Source organism: Candidatus Enterococcus moelleringii, from assembly GCF_017377575.1.
Lineage (GTDB): Bacteria > Bacillota > Bacilli > Lactobacillales > Enterococcaceae > Enterococcus_A > Enterococcus_A moelleringii.
Genome location: NZ_JAFREM010000013.1, coordinates 38688 through 63219, shown reverse-complemented (window position 1 = coordinate 63219; position 24532 = coordinate 38688). Strand labels below are relative to the sequence as shown.

Below are 24532 nucleotides of genomic sequence, written 5' to 3'. Positions count from 1 at the left end.
AAAAATTCTATATGAATTGTGTGCCGATCGCCCACAATTACCTCCAAACCTAAAAGTATGTTATACTGTATCTATACGAAAGATATTTTTATGCGACAACTTTAACTCATTTTGATGAAATTTAATCAATCTGGCGTAACTATAGGGTTACAAGGATGTATTAGAGGATTTGGGAATACATCGTTTAAACGAGAAATAGTTAATTTTTAGTAATAGTCAACACCCTCAAACTTTAAGATATGAATATTGATTAGTTAGGTAGCCTTCTCTTTTTTAGAGAAGGCTATCGTTCATTTTAGGGGGAAAACTTTACCTATGAAACATATTCGGTTTTAGTTATAAAAACGGTTGCCTGATGCTTGAAAGAATGATAAGATTATCTTGTTTCGGGAGTGGATGGGTTCTGGTGTGCCCTCTGGTCTTCAAAACCAGTATGAGGAGTTAGTAGCTTCTTGGGTGGGTTCGATTCCCACACATTCCCGCCAATTATGCCTATTCTGCGATGGACTTTACCAGAGTCCATCGTTTTTTTGTGCAAAAAAAAGCCCTCAGCGAAACTTCAAAAGCTCCAGCTGAGGACTGCTTATTGTTATGGCTCCGTCGGGTACAAATCCGCCGTTGTTTGGTTTCCATGTTGGGAGTAGACGCTAGTTGATTTTTGCCCTTTTTCTTTTTCGATGGCTACGTTCTTGTCATCCAAATTGTGGTAATCGTATTTCTTGGCATCCACCGGCGTAAAGTCTTGCGGCGTGTAGAAGCGCAACAGATTTTCCTGATTCAATTTATCTGACAAGGACAATTCGGTTTTAACTTGTTTTTGATCCTGCGCCACCTGATCTTCCATTCCTGCTTCTTTGGCATCGATCACCTGACCGGTTTGATTGTCGTAGCTTTGACCGCCCAGCTCAGTATACTGCGGTGTCACAAAGTCACCATTTCTAAAGGCCACCACCTGACTGTGCTGCGGTGAAAGCAAATCGGTTCCGAAGTGAATATAGTTCTTGTCATCAATTCCCACCAAGTGCAGCAAAGTTGGCAAGGCGTCAATTTCCCCACCGTATTGGTGTTGAATCCCGCCATTTTCAAAGCCTGGAATATGGAACATCATTGGCACCCGCTGCATTTGCGCGTTGTCGAAATTGCTCCAAGTAGCCGGATCTTTGCCCAAAGCCTGGGCCAAATCTTTGTTGTTAGTATCGGAAATCCCAAAGTGATCACCATAAATCATGAAAATCGAATTTTGATAAATCCCAGCATTCTTCAAATAAGTAAAGAACTGCTGCAGCGATTCATCCAAATAATGAGCCGTCCGCACGTAGTCATCCACCACACTATCGCCCGTATTTAACGATGGAAAATTGAAATTCGTATCATCGGTATAATAAGGCGTGTGGTTGGTTACCGTTAGGAACTTCGCATAAAATGGCTGCTGCAAATGCTCCAAATGCCCGACGGATTCCCGCAGCATGTCTTTATCCAATATCCCGTAACCCAAACTTTCATCGGATTCATCGTAGTAGGTACGATCGAAGAAATTTTGATAGCCTAGATTTTTGTACACATGATCTCGATTCCAGAAGCTGCCGACATTTCCGTGGAAAACCGCACTAGTGTAACCAGCCGATTGGTTCAAAATAGCTGGCGCTCCTTGGAAGACATTATCAGAACCAAGTTGCGTGAATAAAGATCCTTGCGGCAAACCAAACGTACCTGTTTCCAGCATATTTTCCGCATCGCTGGTTTTCCCTTGGCCGACTTGATGGAAGAAATTATCGAAAGCCAGCGTTTGCTTGTCATTATACAAGCTGTTCAAGAAAGGTGTAACCTCTTGCCCGTCCACCTTCATGCCAATCAAAAATTGTTGGAAGCTTTCCAAATGAATCACGATCACGTTTTTATTCTTGGCTACGCCGAATAAATTAGGATTTGGCGCCGCATAATGACTGTCGGTATATTGCTTCACTTCATCCAGACCATTGCTGGAGGCATGGGCCCGCACACTATTAGCCATTTCGGTGGTTATGCCATCGTAAACGGTAAAAGCATCCAGCCCTAAATATTTCACAATATAAGAACGGTCAAAGGTCCGCTGCAACAATTGAGGACGATCGGCTTCACTCAATGATAAATTTACGGTGAAAAACAACACCGACAAGGCCGTCATCGCTACTGCTGCCGGCTTTTTCACCGGCCGGATAGTTAGCGGCACTTTTTTAGCAAATAGCCAGATCAACGCACCCAAAAATATCAAAATATCCAGCCAATAAAAAATATCATGCCCACTCATCAAAGCAAAGGAGCTGCCGGATATCCCGTCAGAAACCTTCGAAAAGCCCAGCACCGACTTAATGGTCACAAAATCGGTAAACTCCCGATAGAAAATGATGTTCAAATACAAAATCAAAGTATTCAGCACATCCAGCACAAACAACGTAATCAAGGCTGGCTTGAGCTTTTTAATATAGAGGAAAACCCCAAAAATCAAAGCCGTCGTTGCAATCGGGTTGATCCATAAAATAAAGGTCTGAACCGATCCCTTCACGCCTAATGAAAAATCTAAATGATAAGCCAGCATTGTTTTGGCCCAAAACAAGAGACTCACTACCAGCAGGATCACCCAACGATTGGTTAACCCGCGTTTTATTCGGTCCATCGGAACCACTTCTTTCTACTATTAAATTCTCCATTGTAAACTATAAACCTTTTGATAAAAAAACAGATACTTCTGATAAATAATTTAGGAAGTTTATCCTTTGCGCTTCAAATCACGACAACCACCCGCAACAGCCTTTGCCAAACCCAGCAAAATAACAGTTCCCACCTCTCCATCGCTTAAATTCCTTTAACAATTTATCTCACTTTTTTCATAATTCCGCCGCCACCGCATAAAATAACGAAAAACAGCAGGATTTTACTCCTGCTGCTCCAACACTAAATGCCGATACATCCACACCGTCACCACATAATAAATGAAGTACAGCAGGAAGAAAATTCCAAACGGCACCCAAAGCTGATGGTACGGTTCACTTAAAAAGGCACTGAACATTTGCAGGCCAAACAGCACATGAATCATGCCTAATAAGCCCGGTCCTAAAAACAGTACGCCGATTTCCCGACGAATTGATTGCTTCAGCAACGCTTGACGCGTCCCGATTTTGCTTAGCATCCGGTAACGCTGCACGTCACTGTGGGCGCCGGACAAGATTTTGAACATCAAACAGCTGGCCAGCATCGTTAAGAAGGCCAGTCCTAAGAAGAAGCCCATAAATTCCAAACCAGAAAAGAAGATGTTGTACATTTCATAGGCCGAAGCTTTTTGCCCCGACATGCCCATGCCTTCCATTCCGACAGCTGAAGGGTTAATTTGCTCATTTTCCTTCGCTAAGTCTTGAATCGGTTTTAGCTGATCTTGAAAATCCTTCACCTGAATCACTTGCAGCTGACCGACCGGTAAATTAATTCCAGCAAAATCGGCTGCTGAAACCAAGTGAATTTCTTTGCCCTGCTGATCCGGCAGCTCCACGCCGCGAATCGCATCCTGCGCAGTCACGTTGTCTTGCATTTCTTGACCAGTATACTTTTTCAACGCTGTTTTTCCATTCGGTTGATATTCCACCGACGAAATCGGCTGCTGATCAAACTCACCGGTCACATAATAGATATGATCCGCATCTTCTTTAAACTGATACGTCACATCAGACGTCGGCTGCAAAGCCGCCACCTTTTGCTGATCAATCTTTTGCGCATTATTCAACACCAAATCATAAGGCGCTACCGCATCCGCCATTTTAGGAATCTCATTGCGAAAACCTAAGCCCACCGTCAACGCACCCAGAGCTAAGGCCACCAACATTGCCACCATCGACAAAATGCGGGTGTATTCCTGCATCCGAAAACTTAATTGAGACAAAGTAAAATTGTTCAGCTGCTTCAAAGCAATCGAGTCGACTTTTTTCAGCAGCGACAAAATAAAGACAATCACGGAATGGAAGACAAAATAGGTCCCTAAAACGATCGTAACCAATGCACCGGCGATCCCGAAAATTTGCAGTGTCATCAGCATATCCATCATGACAAAACCTAGGCCCAGCAAAATCACGCCGACAATCGCTTCAAACAATAAACCAATTTTACGCCGCTTCACCTGCATGGGAGTTGAATTTTCCCTAAGCAAAGTCAACAGCGGCTTTTTCGCAATCGATGAAGCATTGGACACCGCCGCGATTAGAAAAAGTACCGCAAAGAAAATGACGGTGACTAAGAAAGCTTTGCCGTTGACCGGTGAAAAGTGCTGCACTTGAATATCCAGCTTAGTGGTCAGTAAATGATTCACCACTGAAGATAACCCCAAGCCCAGCACCGAACCGCACAATGTCGCTAAAATTCCGATAAAAAAGGTTTCCACAAAAATCATTTGCGCGATTTTCCCGGTTTTGGCTCCCAGCATCATAAACATGCCGTAATCCTTTTGCCGCATCGCCATCAAAAAGGAATTGGCGTAAAAAATATAGACCAAAGTAATGATGGACAACAGCACCGTGCCAAAATAGAAAATAATTACAATCGATGAGATAAAGGAATTGCTTTCCAAAAAGGTCTCGTTGCTGGCCATCGATTGGAACATGTAGAAGATGGCCGCCGCCATAACCAAGCCGGAAAACAACACCAAATAATCTCGCAAACGGCTTTTGACGCCGGTTAATGATAACTTGACTAACATACACAACCTCCTTCTACTGTTCCAATGTGCCTAATGTATTTAAAATCTCCCGATAAAAAGCTTCGCGATGCTGTTCGCCCCGCTGGATTTCTTGGTGAATCACGCCATCTTTAATGAACAGAATCCGTTGGCAGTAGCTGGCTGATAAGGGATCATGAGTCACTAGTAAAATCGACACTTGATCTCGTTGGTTTAATTCTTCCATTGTATCCAACAAATCCTTGGCACTTTTCGAGTCCAAAGCCCCCGTCGGTTCATCCCCCAACAAAATTGTCGGTTGAGTCACCAGCGCGCGAGCGGCTGCTACCCGTTGCTTTTGTCCGCCGGAAATGGCTGACGGATAACTGTCTAAAATATGGTCAATCGACAAACGTTGCGCTACTTGCTGCACCTTTTGTTTGATCACTTTCGGTTTGGCACCCTGCAGCGACAATGGCACTGCGATGTTTTCTGCGGCGGTTAAGTTTTCCAACAAGTTGAAATCCTGGAAGATAAAGCCGATTTCTTTGCCGCGAAAATCTGCCAATTGATTGCCTTTTAAATTCGCCACATCCTTTTGATTAATCTCGATCCGGCCATCTGTGGGGCGATCCAAGGTGGACAGCAGATTCAGCAATGTGGATTTACCTGATCCCGATGCCCCCATGATGCCGATAAATTCGCCTTTTTCAACCTCGAAGGAAATTCCCTTCAACGCCTCGGTCTTCTTTTCATTTTTCTTACCGTATACTTTTTTTACATCTTGAATTGATACAATCGTCTCCATTAGTGAACCTCCAATAGTTTTTCTTGCGCTTTTTTCGGTACGTCTTTTCCTTGAACCTCTTCATAGGAAGTGACACCTTTGTTTTTGTTCCAAGTGATTCTTAAGAAAGCTTGCTTACGCAACGGCCGTTCCTTCATCGCCGAAAACTCCATGTCCTTTTCTTCCCCATTTTGATTGTAGCCGGGCAGCACATAGTGGTAATTGGTGTAGGTTTGCCCTTGATCATCCCGCTCCGTTTCCTTTTCGCCGTCAGTGGTTACTTGGACGTAATAGCTGTCGCCTCCCATCACGACGATATCTGCTATTTTCAGACCCGCCACGCCGATCACAATCACTGTCACTAAACCGATTAAAAATTTTTTCAATTTCATTCGCTCCTTTGTTTTATCTTTAAGGCAAGTATAGTCCGATCCCGCTGTCTGCTCCATCGAACCAGGAAACAAGGAACTAACAGTTTTGTCATATCAAAGGCTTTGCAAACTCGCTCAGCTTTGGAGCAATAAGACTAAAATATGGAAAACTGCTTCTCAAGTTTCTCCATATTTTCGCTTATTGTCGACAAAGCTAGTTTGTGAAGCCGGACAACGCCCAACCATCCTCAACACAAAAAAGACCCAAACAAAGGATTTTACTCCTTCATTTGAGTCTCATGTTCTTATTCTGCCAAAGCCTTCACGGCCGCCACAATCAACGGGAATTCTTCCTCATCAATCGTGCGCACATCTAAATAATTGGCCTGATTTTTGATCCGACTAATAATCGGTACTCGGCTTTCCCGCAATTTTTGCTGCAGCTCTTCTGCCGAGAACGTATCTGACTGCAAGGCCACTACATACGTCGGCAGCAAATGCTCGGGATACGAGCCGCCCCCCACTGCACTGGCATCTTTTTCTACTATTATAGACAGCTCGCCTGCGACTTCTTTCAAATCGGCAGCCAAACTTTCGGCCTTCTGACGACACGCTTCTTCATCCAGTGACAGCATGTGCAACACCGGAATTTCCTTCACCGCCTGCGCTGGATCTAAGTACAATTCAAAAGTCGCTTCCAGTGCACTCAAGGTCATCTTGTCAATCCGCAATGCCCGCAGCAATTGGTTTTGCTTCATTTTTTCAATATAAGCTTTTTTACCAACAATAATGCCGGCTTGCGGGCCACCCAACAGCTTGTCGCCGCTAAAGGTCACCACATCACAGCCCTGCTCCAACGCTTCTTTCACCGTCGGCTCATAAGGCAAACCAAATTGCCGCATGTCGATAAACAAGCCGCTGCCTAAATCGTTGATCAACGGCAGCTCCGCTTGATGCGCCAGCTCCGCAAGTTCCGCCAAGGCCACACTTTCAGTAAAACCGACAATTCGATAATTACTGGTGTGGACCTTCAGGATTCCGCCGGTTTCTTCGGTTAAGGCCTGCTGATAATCCTTCAAATGGGTTTTATTAGTCGTCCCAACTTCCACAATTTTTCCGCCGCTGGAGGTCACCACATCCGGGATCCGAAAGGCACCGCCGATTTCCACCAGCTCACCACGGGAAACTAAGACTTCCTGCTCCTTAATCAAGGTGCTCAACACCAACAGCACCGCCGCTGCATTATTGTTCACCACCAGCACATCTTCCGCGCCGGTCAGCTCTTTGATGATCTCCACCAAATGACTGTAGCGGGAGCCGCGCGTGCCCGCCGCCAAATCGAACTCTAAATTGGAATAATGGAAACTAATCTCTCCCACCTGCTGCTTCACCCGTGGGCTCAAAGAAGAACGGCCCAAATTGGTGTGGATCACCGTGCCGGTGCCGTTAATCACTCGCCGCAGCGAAAATTGATGCTCCACCAGCTGCTGAGAAATCATTTGCTCCAATTCCGACATCTCCGGCAATACTTCGCGTTTTTCCTGCAGCACTTCTTGGCGAATCGAACTTAGCGTTTCCTGAATCGCCGCCTTCACCGCTCCTCGGGGATACCGCTCCACTAATTCTTCCATCGCCGAACGTTTCAAAAGGACATCTACTGCCGGCAATTTCGCCAGCAGTCCTTGGATTTTTTCTGCCATCGTCTTCCTACTTTCTTTCCGTCAATTCCCGCAAGGCCCGCAGGACTTGATCGACTTCTTCTCGAGTGGTAAAACGGGAAAAAGAAAACCGAACCGTTCCCCGTTCAGCGGTTCCTAAGGCTTCATGCATTAAGGGGGCACAATGATAACCGGGGCGGGTCGCAATTTCATAGTCTTCCCATAATAAATCACTCACCAACGCCGAATCGGCATCCGCGATATTCAAAGAAAACACATTGACCCGCGCTCCCGCAAAATCACCATACAAAGTAATATCCGGCATCTCCTTCAACTGCTCTACAAAATAGCGGCCTAATTCTTCTTGACCAGACGCAGGATTTTCCATGCCCCAATCAACTGCCGCTCCTAGACCAGCAATTCCCGGCACATTCACCGTTCCAGCTTCCAGCAAAGTCGGCAATTCCTTCGGCTGGGTTTTGGAAAACGAACGCATCCCATCGCCACCCGTCAACACTGGTTCGATATCAACATCCTTACGCACACAAACCCCGCCGGTTCCCTGTGGTCCATATAACGATTTATGCCCGGTAAAACAAACCGCCACAATTTGCTCATCACTTAAATCAATCGGCAAAACCCCCGCCGTTTGAGAAATATCTAAAATCAACAATAAGTCGTAGCGTCGACAAAAAACCTTCACCCAGTCCAAGTCCAACACATTACCCGTCACATTGCTGGCATGGTTGCAGACCACGACCTTCGTTTCGGGACGCAATTTTTCTTCGAATTCCAAATAATTCAAACGCCCAGTCACAGGATCACTGCTGACAAAATCCAGCGTTGCGCCCGCCTGCTCCAATTGATATAAAGGCCGCAGCACCGAATTATGTTCCCAGCTGGTGGTCAACACGTGATCTCCCGGCTGAATCACACCCTTCAAAACTTCGTTCAAGGCCACCGTTGCATTATTAGTAAAGGCCACTTCATACTTATCGGTTGCTCGAAACAGTTTTTTCAGCGACTCCCGCGCCTCGGCCACCACCTGATAAGCCTGCAGCGAATACAAATGTGCTCCCCGGGAAGGATTACCGTAGCTGTCAGCGCTCAACACCTCCGCCACTTTTTCCGCCACCACTTTTGGCTTGTGAATCGTCGTCGCGCCGTTATCAAAATAGAAACTCATGCTATTCCCCCGTTTCTGTTGATGCTCCTAAGACCCGATAGTTTTCCACCCGTTTGGTAATTTCCTGCTTGTCCATGTATTCCAAAATCAGCATGGAAGATTTTCGGCTGGAATTGGTCATATCCCGGAAATCCCCTAAGGTCATCTGCTGGTTTTCCCCGATCGTTTTGCGAACCTGCTGAACTCCTTGCCAATAAACCTTAGCCAGCAACACATACTCATGAGTCAAGAAAATCACGGTGTCGCCATTCAAGGCCTCCAACACTTCTTCGGCATTTTTATCTAAGTCGTACAGCTCTTCTTTTTTCACCGGAGTATAGCCGTTTTTCGCCAAGGCTTTTTCGATTTTTTCCTTGGCGGCCTGCTGGTACTTGTTAAAGGTCACCTCAAAATCTGCCGCAGCCAGTTTATCCTGCTGCTCCTTGATCGCCCCGTTTTCTTTCAGTAAGCGAATCAAGGCCGACAATTCTTTCTCTGCCAACTGATCCCGCATTCGGGAACGAAACTCTTCCGCCGGCATCCCTGGCCGCAAGCGATGTTTCTTATGATATTCATTTAACACAGTCAACGCTTTTTCCTGCAAGGCCTGATAACTCGTTTCCGCCAAATAGCCGGACTTGGTTTCGATCACTTGCTGGTTCTCCACCATTTCCGCCAGCAATGGCCGCAACTCTTCCACTGATTGACCCAGATATTCATGAAGCTGCTTCACCGTCGTAAAAGGCTGCTTTTTATTGGTCATAAAATCAAGAATAATTTCTTCAATGCTGCCGGCTTCCTTGGCCTTCAAGCTTTCCAAAATTTCCACCTTGAAACGACGATGCTTAGTTGGCGCCGCATCCAGCACTTCGCCGCCGGCAATCGTGTGCATCGGCGAATACGAACGCAAAATAAAATGATCCCGCTCCTTCACCGCCACCTGATCCTCCAAGCGCAGCTGCAAAAAGCCTTCCGTTCCCGGCTCGATCCATTCCGTGCCCAGCGGTACCGTCCGCGCCATAACTTCCCGAGTGCCAATCAACAAACGCACCCGATCCCACAGCCCGATGCCCGTCTCAACTTCCGGCAAACATTTTACCTTCACATCCAGCATCCACGTTGGCTGCAAATTCGCCGAAGCCGCTAAAACATCACCGCGCTCCAATTCGTCTTTGCCGATATTCGCCAAATTCAGTGCCGTCCGCTGACCAGCCTGGGCCTGCTCCACATCCTGCTCGTGGACCTGAATATTTCTGACCCGCACTTTTTTGCCGCTAGGGTAGACAAACAATTCGTCCCCCGTGTGAATCGTGCCATCCAGCAAGGTTCCGGTAATCACCGTGCCAAAGCCCTTCACACTAAAGACCCGGTCAATGTTTAAACGAGCCATCCCGGTGCTGCTTTTTTCCGTTAATTCCTCCGAACGTGCCTGGATTGCCTGCCGCAATTCTTCAATTCCGGTTCCGCTCACCGCGTCGGTTTCAATAATGTCCACCTCAGCCAGCGGCGTATCCGAAAGCTGCTCGCGAATATCCTCCACCACTAATTCCTTCAGATCCGGATCAACTGTGTCCACCTTGGTCAACACCACCAGAAAATCCTGAATCCCCAGCAAAGTTAAAATATCAATGTGCTCCTTGGTTTGCGGCATGATTCCTTCGGCTGCATCAATCACCAAAAGGACTAAATTGATCCCCGGCAAACCAGCCACCATATTTTTGATAAACTTTTCATGCCCCGGTACATCCACAATCCCGACCCGCTGCTGATTCGGCAAATCCAAATAGGCGAAGCCTAAATTAATCGACATGCCCCGCTTTTTTTCTTCCTTGGTGGTGTCGGTTTCGATCCCAGTTAGGGCCTTAATTAAGGTGGTCTTGCCATGGTCAATATGCCCAGCCGTCCCGATTACAATATTTGCCATTTAAAGGTCCTCTCTTAGTTCATAGTCTGTTTTCAACCCTTCGCGCTTTACGTGATAAAAGCCTTCCGATTTAACCTCTGCTTCCTGCAAAAGCTTCCGCAGCTGGCCTTCTTCCTCCAGCTCAAACTTTAAAGAAAAGCCGCAACTGGCGTGAATTTTCTCCGGTGTCGGAATAATTCGCACCTTCAGTTGGGCTTCCTTGGCTAGTTTTTCGGCTTTCATGGCTTCGTGGGTTGAGTAAAAAAGGGTTACTCCATAGGTTTGCATAGCCGACTCCTTTACGGTTTCACCACTTTTGGTGCTTGGCGCATCATTTCCACAATCCGATACATGTTGGTAATCTCGCCAATCGCCACTTTTTCCGTTAATTCAAAGAAATTCAAGCAAGCGCCGCAGGCATAAATTTCCACGCCTTGATCCGCCATCATTTGCAAGTCCTCTAACGAATCTGAATCTTCCGTCACTAACGACACCCCGCCGTTGTAGAAGATCACTTGCTTCGGCAAAACATCCTGTTCAGTCAAAGAATAGATAAACATCTTCAACAGATTTTTGCCCAATTCATCCGAACCGCGACCCATCACATTGGTATCCACCACCACGATATAATCTTCTGTAGTCACTACTTCTTCAACAACCTCTGGATCAGCCATTTCCACTAAATCCTGGTTGCCCTTTGCGATGGTCACCTTGTAATCATCACCGATTGGTTCCATTTGATAAATGTAGCCCAATTGATCCGCCATTTTTTTCAAGTTCTGCGTAGCAATTTCATTATCTACTAACGTCTCAACCGCATCATTTTCTTTTAACGCTTTTTTCGTTTCAATCACTGGTAACGGACAAGCCTTGCCGATTGCATTGATTTTATACATAATCCTTTTCCTCCAATTACTTCTTTTTTAGTTTCTGCCAAAAACAGAACTAGCAGCTATCTCATAATAGGGTACTTATTTTTCTCTGAAAAATAAGTCCGACTTTCGTTTCGCATACCATTCTACTAAGTAGCTCGTTACTAATCTTGATTTACCATTCTTTCGTGGATCTCGAACCTTTACATACTGCGAAAAGTAGAACTGGCATCAAAATACAGTAATATCCTTCTTGCCACGTTCAGTCACTACACCAAAATCCTGTGCAGGAATCCCGGCTGCTTGCAACTCTTTCACTAGGGCTTCCACCTGATCTGCCGGCACACTTACCAAAAGACCGCCAGAAGTTTGCGGATCAAACAGCAATTCTTCAATCGCAAAATCATCCACCACAAAATTCATTTTTTCTTCCATATAATTGCGATTGCGCTGACCGCCAGCCGTCAAAATAAATTCCTTGGCCCCCGCATACGCTTCTTCAAAATAAGGCAGCTGCTTAGACTGAATCTCCGCCGAAAACTGCTCATTCAGCATCTCCGCCAGATGCCCTGCCAAGCCAAAACCAGTCACATCAGTACAACCATGAATCTCGTAGGTGCGAATAATGTCCATCGCGTACTTGTTCAAGGTCTGCATGCTATCCGTCGCCTTCACAAAACCAGCTTCACTAATCTCGCCAGCACTGTAACCAACGGTGATAATACTTACCCCCAACGGCTTAGTCAAAACTAAATGATCCCCCGCCTGACAAGTATTGTTTTGATAAATCCGGTTCGGATCGATCGTGCCAGTTACTGACAAGCCGTATTTTACCGAATGGTCGTGAATCGAATGACCGCCAGCTAAAATCGCACCGGCTTCCAGCACTTTCTCCGCGCCCCCGCGTAAAATTTCTTTCAAAATCGCCAAATCCTTTTCTTCCGGAAAGGCTACTATATTTAAAGCAGACAGCACTTCGCCCCCCATCGCATAAACATCGCTTAAGGCATTGGCTGCCGCAATTTTGCCAAATAAATACGGATCATTCACCATCGTCGGGAAAAAATCCAAGGTCTGAATAATCGCTAAATCATCCCGCAGTTTAATAACAGCTGCATCATCGGTGGAATCAAACCCCACCAGCAAATTCTCATCTTGCGATTTCGGTAAATCTGCTAATAATTCTCCTAAATTGCCGGGACCGATCTTGGCGTTGCAGCCGCCGCAGACAATTAATTGTTCGATTGTATCCATTTTTCTATCACACCTCCGCACTTCCTATTATAACAGTTTAACTAGCTCTTCTCCATGTAAGCGGCTAACTTTTTGTTCCTCAAAAAAAGCCTCCACCCAGGATAAAATACACCTGGAATGAAAGCATTTCTTATTTATTGTGCAACTTCTGGTCTACGGCTCTTACGAATATAAGTAAAGCCAGTATAAAGAACGACACCAATGATGATCCATGTCAGAATCGTTAAATCCAAATTCGTGACAAATTTCGCGGCAATGATTACCCCGACGATCCCGCCTAAAGCAATCCCCAGACTGACTTTGCGAGAATAGTCACCAGTTTTGATAAAGTTCAAGCTGGCAACCGGCATCAAGGCGCCACAAGAACCTGACATAATTGGGAAAGCTACTAAAGGACTCAAGCCCAATAAGTAAACCATCGCCATACATGGTGCGTAAAGCCCAACACCAATCGTCATCAATGCGCCAAAAATTCCGTTACCGATAATCCCAACAATTAACAATCCGCCAGATAAACCAGTCGCTGTATTGCCGGCTCCTAGAATATCAATCCAGCCTTGTAGACGAGCCAACATCAGAAGTGCGGTGACGATTAACGCCCAACCCATCCAAAATTGAACGGTTTTTTCTGGTAATTTTGTTACAGTCTTTGAGCCCAGCCATGATCCAACGATCGAGGATGCGATCAAAGAGAACAACGTTAACGGATCAACATTCACTACTGTGATAAAAATAAGTCCTTCTAATAAACAAGAAAGTGCATGTCCTACGTTTAACGTCCCAGGTAAATGACGGTCAGTCTCCAACTGCTTGGTCGTATCCAAAAGCATCGCTGTTGGGGCAAAACTCCCAATTCCCAAAGTATCGAGAAAGTCGGTGACAAAACCAATAAGAATAGAAACAATCCAATTACCGCTGCCAAGATTATCCTTATGCTTGATCAAGTCGCGGCCTAAAACAAAAATATGCATCACAGCGAATAAAACTAAAACACCTAAAACAATCTGTATCATCTTCTCTTCCTCCAATTTTTAAAAGACTACTTGTCCCCCTCACAAGAAGGACTAAGTAGTCTTAATCATAACACACTATGCAGCTTCTGGCCTTCTGCTTTTTCTAATATACGTCACACCAGTATAAATAATAACTAGAATAATGATATATGTTAGAACATTCAAGTCTAAACCTGTAACAAATTTAGCCGCCACAATTACACCTAAAATACCACCTATAGTAATGGCCAAACTTACTTTACGGGCATAATCCCCTTGTTTGACAAAGTTCAAGCTGGCAATCGGCATCAAGCCGGCACAAGAACCCATCATTACTGGGAAGGCTACTAATGGACTCAAGCCCAACATGTAAACCATCGCCATACATGGTGCGTACAAACCAACACCAATGGTCATCAACGCCCCTAAGAAGAAGTTGATCACAACACCAATGACTAATTTAATACCGGTTAAGGCAGTCGCCGTATTGTCGGCACCTAGAATATCGATCCAGCCTTGTTGACGCGCGAACATTAATACCGCAGTCACGATCAACGCCCAGCCCATCCAAAATTGAACTTTCTTTTCTGGCAAACCAGTTACTAATCTTGAACCGATAAACGCACCAACTGTCGCCGAACCAACCAAAGCAAACAATGTAACCGGTGATACATCTACAACCTGAGTAAAGATGAACGCTTCAACCAATACCGGAATACCGTGTCCCACGTTCAGTGTTCCCGGCAATAGACGGTCACTGGATAATTGTTTGGTAAAATCCAATAACATGGCTGTTGGCGCGAAACTCCCGATACCAAGTGTATCCAAGAAGTCAGTAATAAAACCAACAATCCCTGAAATAATCCAGTTACCGTGACCTAGATCTTCTTTGTGAGCAACCAAGTCCCGTCCCGTATTCACTGCATGCAATAGAATCAAAACAATATATATACCTAAAATTATTGTTACCATAATTCTTACCCCTCCTTCATTTCTCTACCCTAGAAGGAAACCATCCTTCAAGGAGTCCTTTGGATCAACCAAAAATGTGTTATACCCGGTAACATAAGCTGATCCAGATACGCGAGGGATAATCCCCTTGTAGCCGCCAACTTCCGCTTCACTAACAATTTCACCTTTAAATTTCGTGCATAAAATACTTTCGTAAACAAACGTATCCCCAACCTTCATTTCACCCTTGCCGTATAAAGTCGCAAGCTTCGCGCTTGTACCAGTTCCGCAAGGTGAACGGTCAACCTGTCCATCCCCGAAGACTACCACGTTTTGATACGTTGCATCTGGGCTGGTTGGCGGTCCATAAAATTCCACCAAGTCTACTTCTTTAATGTGCTCCAAGGTCGGATGTTGAATTTCCACTTGCTCATTCACTGCATCGCGAATAATCATGCCTAAGCGATTGAATTCTGATCCATTTTTAGGCTCGATGGTTAACTTCACTTGTTCAGCTGGCAAAATCGCAAAGAAGCTGCCGCCGAATGAAATATCAATCGTCAATTCGCCTACTTCAGGAACGTTTACTTTTACGCCTTCTTTATATAAGAAAGATTCGACATTTTCGAATGATACCGATTCAGCTGAAAAATCTTCATCTAAATGAACCGTTCCTCGAACAATGCCTGCTGGTGTGTCTTGAACGACCTTCACTTCACGATCGCCTTCTTTAACCTCTACCCAGCCTTGTTCCACTGCTGTAGTCATTGCGGCAATCGTATTGTGTCCGCACATGTTTAAGTAACCGCCGGAATCCATAAAAATAATACCGTAATCCGCTTCGTCGTTTACCGGTTCAGTAATAAAAGCACCGAACATGTCGCGGTGGCCCCGTGGTTCAAGCATCAGCATCTGACGCAATTGGTCTTGCTGTGTTTCTAAATATTCTCTTTTTTCAGCCATCGTTTTACCAGGAAATTTTGGAATTCCTCCAATAATCAAACGTGCTGCTTCACCTGCTGTATGTGTGTCGATTGCTGAGATCATTTTTGATACTTTCATGTGTATCCTCCTCAATAATTTAAGGAATTAATCTTTCCAAGAAAAATTATCTGATCTTCATTTCATGCCCTACTCTGCTTTTTTCAAGTAAAATAAGCATCCCAAATAAGAACTGCCTTTTTCATAGAAAAATTAGTTCGATTTGTATGATAGGCACCTTTTTTCAAAGCGCCTCAACTATCTAAGCGTTTGATTCTCTTTACGCATCTTTAATTTGATTGAAGCTAATGCCTTGGCTGCATCTCGTTGATTGATCGTATTTTCACCAACTACCTCAGTTTCGATACCCTTTTCAGACTTGTTAAAATCTAAAACATGCTTTGTATAGGCATTTTCCACTACGAACTTCGCTTGTGATCCAATGAACTTTAGACCAATCACGCTAATATCACGCTGGCCGATTTCCTCAAGCATGTTGGCAAAGTCCACGTCGGAATTTCCCCAGCCATCGGTAGAAGCAATCACGCCGTTTGTGCGCATACCCTCCAACCAAGCTGCGGCCCTGCGACCAACCAAGTGTTTCATAACATTACTTTGAGGGGTTCCCACTACCACGACACCTTGGAAATCAATATCCGGGTCGTTGGCTAAGAGATCCACCAAAGGGTCTTGAAAATGATGCAGCGAAGTCTCTTTCGTTGATGGGCCGATTCCCATAACGTCTCCCCCTCGCAAAATTCAGACTAAACCATCGAACGGATGGCACCATCGCGATATTCATTGGCTGTCAAATACACCGGCATATTGTTCATGTCTATAATCGATACCCCGCCGGAAAATCCGCTGGGCTCGTTCGGAAAAAGCAGCATGTCATACATCGCGCCTTGTCCTGCCACCTGTTTCACCAGAGCCACTTTAGGTTTTCCTGGATGATTGGTTTCTTCATAAACATGGGTTTCAACCGCCTGAGTGCCTTCCAGCATCTTCATTCGTTCCCGAATTTCCTGAACATAACGATCCACGATTTCGAACATTTTCAAACTCAGCTCACGATTAAAAGGAGTGCCCTTTTTCGCCACTAAGTCAATTAATATAATGAAATCGCTCTCTTTTGGTGTTCCAGCCCGATTCAAAACCAGGTGATCCCGCAAATTTCCTTCAGAAGAGCCGAACTCATGCATCTGCTCGCCTTCTTCAATCGCACCGGTCATCACAACCGCCACGCCGGTCAAGGTATGAGTGATCCCTGTCCCCAACGCCCCCAATACCTTCGTGGATATCGGCAAGACATCCATGATGGTATTGGTTTCAATATCTAATTGATTGGGTTGGAGTACTTGAATGGTTAGTTCCTGAATCTCGGGGCAGCCTGCCTCAAAGTCGGCTGGAATCGTTAAACGATCGGCCTCCACATGGAAGTGATCACCAACTGTGACCTCCTCCATGTGGAAAACTCTGATTTTCAGTGCTTCGCCTCGCATAAATTCACCTACACTCTATACGTGTGCAATATACTCGTATGGTAATGGAACAATCTTTCCTGGTGTTTCAATGGTAACTAAGTTTGTTAAGGTATCCTTCAAGATACCAGTTTGCATTTCAATGTTGTGTGGTTCTCCAGCATTTGCGCCCATTGGAACCATCGGTGCAACCGCACGTGGTGATCCATTTTGACGAACAACTGGTGGTAATGCTGCAATTAAAATAGTAGGAATTCCCGCTTCCTCAATAGCTCTCTGCACGATCACGGCAGTTCTATGACAGGTTCCTCAGCCAGCGGTCATTACGACAGCGTCGACTTCTTCGTCAACTAATTTTTGAGCGATCTCAGGACCCGTTACATCGTGAAATGCTTCTTGGTCTCCTCCGCCGCCCATAAATGCGTAATGTACTGGTGCTGCTTCTTTAATAAATCCAGCTTTAACTAATTCATGCAGACGATCGATCGGGAACATTGCGTTCACGTCACGGTTTACGTCTCCATTATCGTATCCACCATGAGATACCATTAATTCGTCGCTTGGTGTATCATTTGGCACCTCGCGGTAAGAAGTATCTCCTGCTAAATTGAATCGTTTATCACTTTTTAAATGAACACCCGCTGCTGTAGCTAAAGCAACGCGCATTTCTTTAAGCTCTTTTGTGACGGGTGTGTAGACAGATTTCGGCGTAATCGGCACGAAAATTTCTGACTGCAGCCCTTCAAAGACTGTTAAGCCCATGTGTTAATTCTCCTCTCTCTGTGTCTGTTCTTGTTTTTTCAGAGCTTCCAAACGACGACGCTCATGCTCTTTAATGGCATGCACATAGTGGTCATTAGGTTCTTCTTCCAAAACTTCGGGATAGGTCATTAAAAATCCAACTTCCTGTCCAATGGCTAAATCGTATTCAGAAATCAGCATACGACGAGGGATTTTCAATTGCCCTAAACGTCCTTTAATGTCGATGGTTACACTTGCATCATGAAGTTCGACAATGATTCCCTCAAACATTTGCTCGGTTGAAGTATATTTGAGTAAATCTATTCTATCCATAGTTTTTCGTCACCTAAATTTCTAGTCTTTTTCGTAAATTTCTTGACGTTTTTTACTCTTAGGTAAAATTTGTTCATTGTCGACAAGGTCAACTTTCTTGCCCGTTGTTTTTTCGATGATTTCGATATTGTTCAATTTCACGTTTGGATTCCATTTGCGTTCAGCCTTTTTAATTTCGCCGCCGCCCATCAATGTTTTCAGCATTGCCAAGTCGCGAATTGCATCTTCTTTACACAACGTATTGTTAGACAAGATTTCGTTTTCGATCCCTTGTTTTGATTTGTTGTTGTCAACCATCGCACCCATTTCAGCATTCCCTACTACTAGGGCACCCTGCATTGCTGAGTAAGAATCGCCGACAACCTTGACACCACGTTTACCAATTTCTTCAATATGTGAAGCAAAGTCAATGTGGTTGTTCCCAAATCCTTCAGTCGTTACAATAGCTCCGTCAATATCCATCGCTTCAACAGTCATACCTAGACGTTTTGACACATAGTATTTTTCTGTATTTGCTTGTGGTGAACCGACAAACATAATACCGATTAAATCAATTTCTTCATCATTCATGGCTTCAATCACCAATGGTTCTCTCCAGTAATGACGAGAAGTTTCTTTCGATGCAGGCCCAATACACGTTAAGGCATGGATACCGCCATCTAGAACTTCCGTTGGAGCTAACATAATTGGCAAGTTCCCCAAGTCAACGTTTGGTTTCGCACCTAACGTACCTACTGGTTCCACCGGCATGATTAAGTTGTCGTGCATTGCCCCTTGACCCATGATTTCTTTCACGATCAAGACACGTTTGTTGCCGCGACGACGTTTTTGTACAATTTCTTCTGAATTTGCCACCAATGATTCGTCCGCCTCTTTCAGGGCTACGCGAATTTCTTGGGCAATATAATCAGAAGCTTTATGAGCCGCCAATGGTCCAGGACGTTCCATGTTGGCATTGGCTTTAATCGTTACTTGCGTTTTAATGAAAATTTCGCCTTTTTCCGGTGCACCAGGACGACCCCACATAATATTGCGGTCCAATTCACCTTCCGATGAACCAAATTCCCCGATTTGTACTCCGTTAGCATCCGTACCAGTAACAACTAATACGACGCCATCCAAGACGCGGGTAACCCCATGGCCGATTTCGCCTTCTGCTTTGGCAGCAATTGGCTGAACGTCCATGATGGTTTCACTGTATTCTTCATACCGATCTGGTGTAATAATTTCAAATGTCATGCCTTCCACTAGTTCTTCTAGCTCAACTGCTTCGGCACACATATCTTCCATTTTACGTAACGTTAAGGTTGTTCCTTCGATTTTGGTTTCTTCGCCAAATTCTACTTTTTCAATCGAGAAATGATCCCGACGTACGGAACGAACCACTGTTGCTTCTACTTCTACTTCTGCCTCCGCAGCTGGTGCTTGCGGTGCAGGAGCGGCTGCTTGATGTTCTGCTGGAGCAGCTGGCGCAGGTGGCATAACGCCCATTGAGCCGGCTACCGACATAGGAACCTCTAAGTCAATGCCTTTTCCTTCCGCAATATGAATTTTGATGGTTTGTCCTCCATAAACTGGTGCTGGTGGTACTGGAGGAGCTGGATGAACAGGTGCTTCAGGAGCAGGTGGAGCCGCTTCAACAGGAGCTTCTTCAGCTGGTGCTGGTGCTTCCTCCGCCACTTCTTTTACCCCATCAAGAATTTCTCTTGTTAAAGGAATCAAAGCATCCGTTGTTTCCTTTAGAGTCGTGCCAAGTACTTGTTCGATTGTTAACGCGTTTTCAGGAATCTGTAATAATCCTGAATCCTCCAAATCTTCAAAGATCGCTGGATCTTCTAAATCATCAGGCGCGATCACTTTCCCTGCTTCTGCACGGCAACATAATACTGCAGGATCTTTTGCATGTTCTTGAGCAGTTTCTGCTGTAATAGACATTCGTTAATTCCTCCTAAAATTTTTCTATTTCGTCGGTAATTTACGATATAGTCTGTGCCCGTCTGCCCGCAGTACGTGATCAGTGTGATGATAAACCGGAACTCCTAACCTAGGAGCTACACCCATGACGGTGTTCGTTCAATCAGAACAGGACCCGGTCATTACTACCTCGGCACCTTGTTTCTTCAAGGCTAACACCGTTTGAGCTTGACCCGGACAAATACCTGGTAAGGCACACCTATATCTTCCATTTACTTCTACCATTCGCTTGCAACGTTCTGCAGCAACAACTTCGGCGCCCATATTGTTGACAATCTCCGTCATGCGTTCAGCTGAGCCGCCGCATTCGCAGATCAATAAGCCAACCTTGCGATGTTCCTGTGGAAATGGCATGGCAACTAAAACGCCGCCGCTTGTTTTGGTGATTGGTGTGGTTTCTTCTCCAGAACGACCCGTCATCGGTCCGCCAATGACAATCTCGCCATGAGGCTCAACGTAACCGCCAACGTTATTAATCAAGGTTTTCACTGGTGTGCCAATCGGTACATCCACAAAGACTGTTTCCTTTTGCTTCACCCGACCTGACACCGTCACATCCTTGTCAATAAACGGCTTGCGATCCTCAATTGCTTCTACTATACGTTTGATGGTTTCAACATTATCAACGACCGCTCCCACTTCAATCGGGATCTGGCCTGGTTCCAAAATCACATCCATTACTTCACGAACAATCATCCGTTCATCTCCTGCTGGATAAATATCCGGCAATTGATAGATGTCAATATTCGCTTCTGACTCAACAGCTTTAAGCATGCGCATCACCAATTGACGATGCTTGGCTTTGACAGCAATTACGCCCCGCGGCGCTTGCGTCATCTCCATGCAGTACTTAATACCCCGGATCAATTGATCGATGTGTTCACTCATTTGTTTGACATTATGAGCAAGCAGCGCTTCACATTCCGCCCCGTTGGCAATAATTAAGCCTTCAGGAATTTCACAGGCAAGCTTCAAGAATGTCGGAAAACCAGCACCGCCGGCTCCCACAACTCCTGCTTCTTCCACCGCTTTGATCATGGTGTCTGTGTCAGGAATTGGGACATAGCTGGAAAAATCTTGTTCCTCATCAATCATGAGAACGACATTTTCCTCGCTGACATCAACGACTTTACCTGAAAAACTACTGTGAATGTTCGCGCCTAGGCCGTTTGGCTCCGCAACCAGCTGACCACGCTTGACCATTTCTCCCGCTTTGACCACTCCTCTACAAGGAGCACCAACATGTTGTTTTAATGGTATAAGAATCTGTGTCAAATTATTTCACCTCCCCTTTTTTTATCTTGTTCGAACTTGAGCAAATCAGCCGCCCGTAGTTCAAATAAAGCATATCACAACCGGGAATTTTAATAAAGGTAATTTTGTCTATTTGTCTCGAATTCCTACAAATTTTATTCACCAAACGACTGTTTTTTGGACTTATTTTTTGGATTCAATCTAAAGTAGCAAAAAAAGATCTATCACTCAAAAAAGCACTTATTTTCCTTGTATAATGCCGCTTTTATAACTCCTATAATGATTTCTAATCGTTTTCTCTTTATTTTCTAATCTAGTTATTTATACTGATTATCAGCTTGATAACCTCGTTATTTTAGTTCGAATATTGCCGACAACCCTTGGCAGATCGATAAATAAATTTCGTTAATTTACAACCTTTCAAATATAAAAACAACATAAGTATAAACATTCACATGAAAACGATTGCTAAAATAAAGCTAGTAGTTGTCTAGTCCAATCGAGTTCTTATCAGCTTTTGCTACTACGATTGTGTCAGAATAGATAACAGAGGCTTGTTAAAAGGAGCAGGCGAGATTCTTTCAGCAAAACTAGGAATACTTCTGACTTCTCATGAATCAGTACAGATTAAAAAAGACTTCCTTAAAATGTTAAGGAAGCCTGATTCCATTCTATTTTATGTCTCTTTGTCTCATGTAATCATCATTCCGCCAGCCGAATAACGAATTTTTTCTGGTACTCGTCATTATCTTGACGCAGCTCGATGGTAAAACCATGCTTTTCCACAATCGTCTTGGTGATGGCTAAGCCTAAGCCGCTGCCGTTGAAATTCCGCTCCGTTTCATTTTCGCTGACGAAGGGTTCAAACATCCGCTCCCGTTCCGTTGCAGGGATCGGTGTGCCGTTGTCGGCGAACACAATCACCGGGCTGCCTTTTTCCTGACGAATAGCAATCAACAGCTTCGTCCCAGGTGGATTGTGCTTGCAGGCATTAATCATCAAATTGGAGAATACCCGCTTCATCTCCCGTTTATCAATTCGATAGACCAGCGGTTCCTCCGGTAAATCCAACACCAATTCAATTTCCCGCTCCTCGATTAAATCATAATTATCGGCTGCCGTCTCCTTTAATAAATAGCTGATGTCCTCGGGCTGCTTGTTCAGCTGGTAATCCGCTGAATTCAGCTTGGTATAATGGAACATCAGATCCAGCAATTCATTCGCCACCACCGATTTCTGATAAATAATCGCCGAAACTTCTTTCGTTTCCTCCGGCTCCACAATGTCTTCACACAAAGCCTTGGAAAAGCCGGTGATACTGGTCAACGGTGTTTTCAAGTCGTGGGCAATATTGGCAAACAGCGTGCTTTGATCTTTAGCCAGCTGCTGGCTCTTTTTGGTAATTTTCTGATCCAGGCTGCGATAAAACAAAAAGGAAAACAGTCCGATGGATACGATTTGCAGCAGGGCACAGATTGGCATGATAATTAGCCGATACTCTTCCGGAAACTGCGGAGAAATAACGCCGCTGGATACTTCTTCCAATAGTGAAACGGTAATAGTCAGTCCAAAAAAGTAAATGACAAAAGCTTTTAGTATTGCTCGTTTAAGATCCTTCATTGGCCGCCTCCAGTCGATAGCCCAAGCCTCGAATTGTTCGAATTCGCTCGTTGCCGATTTTTTCTCTTAATTTGCTCATCATGACCCGCACATTATTGTAGCCGGTCAGGGAGTCTTCCCAGCCGTGTTCATAGATTTGTTCCTTAGTAAATACTCGGCCCGGCTGTTCCATCAAAAGCTTCAACACCCGAAATTCCACCGCCGTCAGTTCAATCGATTGGCCCGAAACCAACGCACTGCAGGAATGCAGATCCAGCTTCAAATCTCCCACCGTTAATTCAGCCGCCGACGCCTTTTCCGCAACACCTAATCCATGATAGCGCCGCAGCAAAGCCTTCACCCGCGCGATCGCCTCATGAGGATCGAAGGGCTTGGTCAAATAATCATCCGCCCCCAGCTCCAAACCGAAAATTCGGTCGGAAGCTTCCACGCGGGCCGAGATGACTAAGATCGGCATGTTGCTGATCTTTCTAACCTTCCGAATCAGCTCAAAGCCATCAATTTTAGGCATCATCACATCCACAATTAACAAATCAATCTCGGTCTTACTAATAATCTCCAACGCTTCCTGGCCATCATAAGCTTCCAGCAGCGTCATCTCTTCACTTTTCAAATACATCTTCAACAGCTTAATAATCTCTTTTTCATCGTCCACATGTAAAATCGTATACGCCATTTTTCTCCACTCACCCTTGTCCAACCCTTTTCTAAAAGTTTATCATACAGCCGGTGAGAAGTTGCAGCTATTTTTTAAATCTCCGTCTTAAGCACTGTTTGAGCCACCAATTCCATCCGGCGCTCCAGCTCTTGGTTCGTAAATTTCCCTAGATACAGCTCATCCACCAGCTGACCATCTCCTACAAACAGCACCCGTTCACTTTGAGCAGCCACTTTGGCATCATGTGTTACTACAATAATCGTCGTTCCTTCTTCATTAATCTTCGACAAAATAGTCAAAATCTCCTGCGCGGCCTTCGAATTCAACGCGCCCGTGGGTTCATCGCCGAAAATCACTCGCGGCTGTCCCATTAACGCCCGGCAAATCCCCGCCCGCTGCAGCTGTCCGCCGGAAACTTGATTGATTTTCCGATCCTTCAGCTCACTAATGCCGACTTTTCTCATCAAGTTTTCCGCCCGTTTTACCAGCTCATCCATGCTGCCCTTTTTTTCTTTTAGACTAGGCAGGATGATGTTATCAATGATGGACAAATTCTTCAAAAATGTCGGCTGCTGGAAGATGAAGCCCATCTTCCTGCGGCGCAAATCGGCCAGCTCTACCTCGTTCATTTGATTGATGACTTGGCCGTCAAAGGTAACTTCGCCTGAATCAATCGTGTCCATGCCGCTGAGGCCATACATCAAAGTGGACTTTCCGGAACCAGACGGCCCCATAATCGCCACGAATTGGCCTTCTTCAATTTGAATATCCACATCATTCAGAACGCGAACCTTTTCCTGGCCGTTGCCAAAGCTTTTCACTATCTTTTTTCCTTGAATCATCGTTTTCATTTTCTTTA

At 45.0% G+C, this 24532-nt stretch carries 23 protein-coding genes and 1 tRNA gene; 1 reads left to right on the top strand and 23 read right to left on the bottom strand.

Going from position 1 to position 24532, the window contains the following annotated elements; translation table 11 throughout:
- Positions 1-388 precede the first annotated feature (388 nt).
- Positions 389-485 (top strand) — tRNA-Sec (locus JZO70_RS08315).
- A 104-nt stretch (positions 486-589) separates the two neighbouring features.
- Here JZO70_RS08315 and JZO70_RS08310 read toward each other — a convergent pair.
- The 23 genes from JZO70_RS08310 to JZO70_RS08200 form a co-directional block, all read right to left on the bottom strand.
- Positions 590-2653, bottom strand: a complete 2064-nt coding sequence (locus tag JZO70_RS08310; RefSeq protein WP_207673093.1) for an LTA synthase family protein — start codon at positions 2651-2653, stop codon at positions 590-592.
- Between the two features lie 258 nt (positions 2654-2911).
- On the bottom strand, positions 2912-4720 hold the full coding sequence (locus JZO70_RS08305) for an ABC transporter permease (RefSeq protein ID WP_207673092.1): 1809 nt from the start codon (positions 4718-4720) through the stop codon (positions 2912-2914).
- Positions 4721-4733: 13 nt separating this feature from the next.
- On the bottom strand, positions 4734-5486 hold the full coding sequence (locus JZO70_RS08300; RefSeq protein ID WP_207673091.1) for an ABC transporter ATP-binding protein: 753 nt from the start codon (positions 5484-5486) through the stop codon (positions 4734-4736).
- Entirely contained in the window at positions 5486-5851 is a 366-nt protein-coding gene (locus JZO70_RS08295; RefSeq protein ID WP_207673090.1) for a YxeA family protein, read from the bottom strand. The genes JZO70_RS08300 and JZO70_RS08295 overlap by 1 nt, the downstream gene beginning before the upstream one ends.
- Positions 5852-6141: 290 nt before the next feature.
- Entirely contained in the window at positions 6142-7536 is a 1395-nt protein-coding gene (selA, locus tag JZO70_RS08290) for an L-seryl-tRNA(Sec) selenium transferase (protein WP_207673089.1), read from the bottom strand.
- 7 nt (positions 7537-7543) lie between these two features.
- Entirely contained in the window at positions 7544-8680 is a 1137-nt protein-coding gene (locus JZO70_RS08285; protein WP_207673088.1) for an aminotransferase class V-fold PLP-dependent enzyme, read from the bottom strand.
- A 1-nt stretch (position 8681) separates the two neighbouring features.
- Positions 8682-10583: a selenocysteine-specific translation elongation factor gene (gene selB / locus JZO70_RS08280; protein ID WP_207673087.1), complete on the bottom strand. Its 1902-nt coding sequence runs from the start codon at positions 10581-10583 to the stop codon at positions 8682-8684.
- Positions 10584-10850 carry a putative Se/S carrier protein gene (locus tag JZO70_RS08275; RefSeq protein WP_207673086.1) on the bottom strand — a complete coding sequence of 89 codons (267 nt, stop codon included), beginning with the start codon at positions 10848-10850 and terminating at the stop codon, positions 10584-10586.
- An 11-nt stretch (positions 10851-10861) separates the two neighbouring features.
- Entirely contained in the window at positions 10862-11458 is a 597-nt protein-coding gene (gene yedF, locus JZO70_RS08270; RefSeq protein WP_207673085.1) for a sulfurtransferase-like selenium metabolism protein YedF, read from the bottom strand.
- 207 nt (positions 11459-11665) lie between these two features.
- On the bottom strand, positions 11666-12688 hold the full coding sequence (selD, locus tag JZO70_RS08265; protein WP_207673084.1) for a selenide, water dikinase SelD: 1023 nt from the start codon (positions 12686-12688) through the stop codon (positions 11666-11668).
- A 134-nt stretch (positions 12689-12822) separates the two neighbouring features.
- A complete protein-coding gene (locus JZO70_RS08260; RefSeq protein ID WP_207673083.1) occupies positions 12823-13701 on the bottom strand; it encodes a sulfite exporter TauE/SafE family protein in 879 nt (292 codons plus the stop codon).
- 75 nt (positions 13702-13776) lie between these two features.
- Entirely contained in the window at positions 13777-14652 is an 876-nt protein-coding gene (locus JZO70_RS08255) for a sulfite exporter TauE/SafE family protein (protein WP_207673082.1), read from the bottom strand.
- Between the two features lie 24 nt (positions 14653-14676).
- Positions 14677-15693, bottom strand: coding sequence for a proline racemase family protein (locus tag JZO70_RS08250; protein WP_207673081.1), 1017 nt, complete (start codon positions 15691-15693; stop codon positions 14677-14679).
- Between the two features lie 177 nt (positions 15694-15870).
- Entirely contained in the window at positions 15871-16350 is a 480-nt protein-coding gene (locus JZO70_RS08245) for a glycine/sarcosine/betaine reductase component B subunit (RefSeq protein WP_207673080.1), read from the bottom strand.
- Between the two features lie 26 nt (positions 16351-16376).
- Entirely contained in the window at positions 16377-17114 is a 738-nt protein-coding gene (gene prdD / locus JZO70_RS08240) for a proline reductase cluster protein PrdD (protein ID WP_207673079.1), read from the bottom strand.
- 15 nt (positions 17115-17129) lie between these two features.
- A complete protein-coding gene (locus tag JZO70_RS22785) occupies positions 17130-17375 on the bottom strand; it encodes a hypothetical protein (RefSeq protein ID WP_207673078.1) in 246 nt (81 codons plus the stop codon).
- Between the two features lie 27 nt (positions 17376-17402).
- Positions 17403-17855 (bottom strand): glycine/sarcosine/betaine reductase selenoprotein B family protein, encoded by a 453-nt coding sequence (locus JZO70_RS22780; RefSeq protein WP_207673077.1) that lies wholly within the window; start codon positions 17853-17855, stop codon positions 17403-17405.
- Positions 17856-17858: 3 nt separating this feature from the next.
- On the bottom strand, positions 17859-18167 hold the full coding sequence (locus tag JZO70_RS08225; RefSeq protein WP_207673076.1) for a CBO2463/CBO2479 domain-containing protein: 309 nt from the start codon (positions 18165-18167) through the stop codon (positions 17859-17861).
- 21 nt (positions 18168-18188) lie between these two features.
- Positions 18189-20102: a D-proline reductase (dithiol) proprotein PrdA gene (prdA, locus tag JZO70_RS08220; RefSeq protein WP_207673075.1), complete on the bottom strand. Its 1914-nt coding sequence runs from the start codon at positions 20100-20102 to the stop codon at positions 18189-18191.
- A 24-nt stretch (positions 20103-20126) separates the two neighbouring features.
- Complete coding sequence (gene prdC / locus JZO70_RS08215) at positions 20127-21416, bottom strand: proline reductase-associated electron transfer protein PrdC (RefSeq protein WP_278252600.1); 1290 nt, start codon at positions 21414-21416, stop codon at positions 20127-20129.
- Positions 21417-22097: 681 nt separating this feature from the next.
- Positions 22098-23015 (bottom strand): sensor histidine kinase, encoded by a 918-nt coding sequence (locus JZO70_RS08210; protein ID WP_207673073.1) that lies wholly within the window; start codon positions 23013-23015, stop codon positions 22098-22100.
- On the bottom strand, positions 23002-23691 hold the full coding sequence (locus JZO70_RS08205; RefSeq protein WP_207673072.1) for a response regulator transcription factor: 690 nt from the start codon (positions 23689-23691) through the stop codon (positions 23002-23004). Before JZO70_RS08205 ends, JZO70_RS08210 begins: the two co-directional genes overlap by 14 nt.
- Before the next feature lie 74 nt (positions 23692-23765).
- Positions 23766-24524, bottom strand: a complete 759-nt coding sequence (locus tag JZO70_RS08200; RefSeq protein ID WP_207673071.1) for an ATP-binding cassette domain-containing protein — start codon at positions 24522-24524, stop codon at positions 23766-23768.
- Between the last annotated feature and the right edge of the window lie 8 nt (positions 24525-24532).

Bases quoted from the DNA above. Each gene is read 5' to 3' on its own strand.
- JZO70_RS08310 (WP_207673093.1), bottom strand. From the start codon at position 2,653: ATGGACCGAATAAAACGCGGGTTAACCAATCGTTGGGTGATCCTGCTG.
- JZO70_RS08305 (WP_207673092.1), bottom strand. From the start codon at position 4,720: ATGTTAGTCAAGTTATCATTAACCGGCGTCAAAAGCCGTTTGCGAGAT.
- JZO70_RS08300 (WP_207673091.1), bottom strand. From the start codon at position 5,486: ATGGAGACGATTGTATCAATTCAAGATGTAAAAAAAGTATACGGTAAG.
- selA (WP_207673089.1), bottom strand. From the start codon at position 7,536: ATGGCAGAAAAAATCCAAGGACTGCTGGCGAAATTGCCGGCAGTAGAT.
- JZO70_RS08285 (WP_207673088.1), bottom strand. From the start codon at position 8,680: ATGAGTTTCTATTTTGATAACGGCGCGACGACGATTCACAAGCCAAAA.
- selB (WP_207673087.1), bottom strand. From the start codon at position 10,583: ATGGCAAATATTGTAATCGGGACGGCTGGGCATATTGACCATGGCAAG.
- JZO70_RS08275 (WP_207673086.1), bottom strand. From the start codon at position 10,850: ATGCAAACCTATGGAGTAACCCTTTTTTACTCAACCCACGAAGCCATG.
- yedF (WP_207673085.1), bottom strand. From the start codon at position 11,458: ATGTATAAAATCAATGCAATCGGCAAGGCTTGTCCGTTACCAGTGATT.
- selD (WP_207673084.1), bottom strand. From the start codon at position 12,688: ATGGATACAATCGAACAATTAATTGTCTGCGGCGGCTGCAACGCCAAG.
- JZO70_RS08260 (WP_207673083.1), bottom strand. From the start codon at position 13,701: ATGATACAGATTGTTTTAGGTGTTTTAGTTTTATTCGCTGTGATGCAT.
- JZO70_RS08255 (WP_207673082.1), bottom strand. From the start codon at position 14,652: ATGGTAACAATAATTTTAGGTATATATATTGTTTTGATTCTATTGCAT.
- JZO70_RS08250 (WP_207673081.1), bottom strand. From the start codon at position 15,693: ATGAAAGTATCAAAAATGATCTCAGCAATCGACACACATACAGCAGGT.
- JZO70_RS08245 (WP_207673080.1), bottom strand. From the start codon at position 16,350: ATGGGAATCGGCCCATCAACGAAAGAGACTTCGCTGCATCATTTTCAA.
- prdD (WP_207673079.1), bottom strand. From the start codon at position 17,114: ATGCGAGGCGAAGCACTGAAAATCAGAGTTTTCCACATGGAGGAGGTC.
- JZO70_RS22780 (WP_207673077.1), bottom strand. From the start codon at position 17,855: ATGGGCTTAACAGTCTTTGAAGGGCTGCAGTCAGAAATTTTCGTGCCG.
- JZO70_RS08225 (WP_207673076.1), bottom strand. From the start codon at position 18,167: ATGGATAGAATAGATTTACTCAAATATACTTCAACCGAGCAAATGTTT.
- prdA (WP_207673075.1), bottom strand. From the start codon at position 20,102: ATGTCTATTACAGCAGAAACTGCTCAAGAACATGCAAAAGATCCTGCA.
- JZO70_RS08210 (WP_207673073.1), bottom strand. From the start codon at position 23,015: ATGAAGGATCTTAAACGAGCAATACTAAAAGCTTTTGTCATTTACTTT.
- JZO70_RS08205 (WP_207673072.1), bottom strand. From the start codon at position 23,691: ATGGCGTATACGATTTTACATGTGGACGATGAAAAAGAGATTATTAAG.
- JZO70_RS08200 (WP_207673071.1), bottom strand. From the start codon at position 24,524: ATGAAAACGATGATTCAAGGAAAAAAGATAGTGAAAAGCTTTGGCAAC.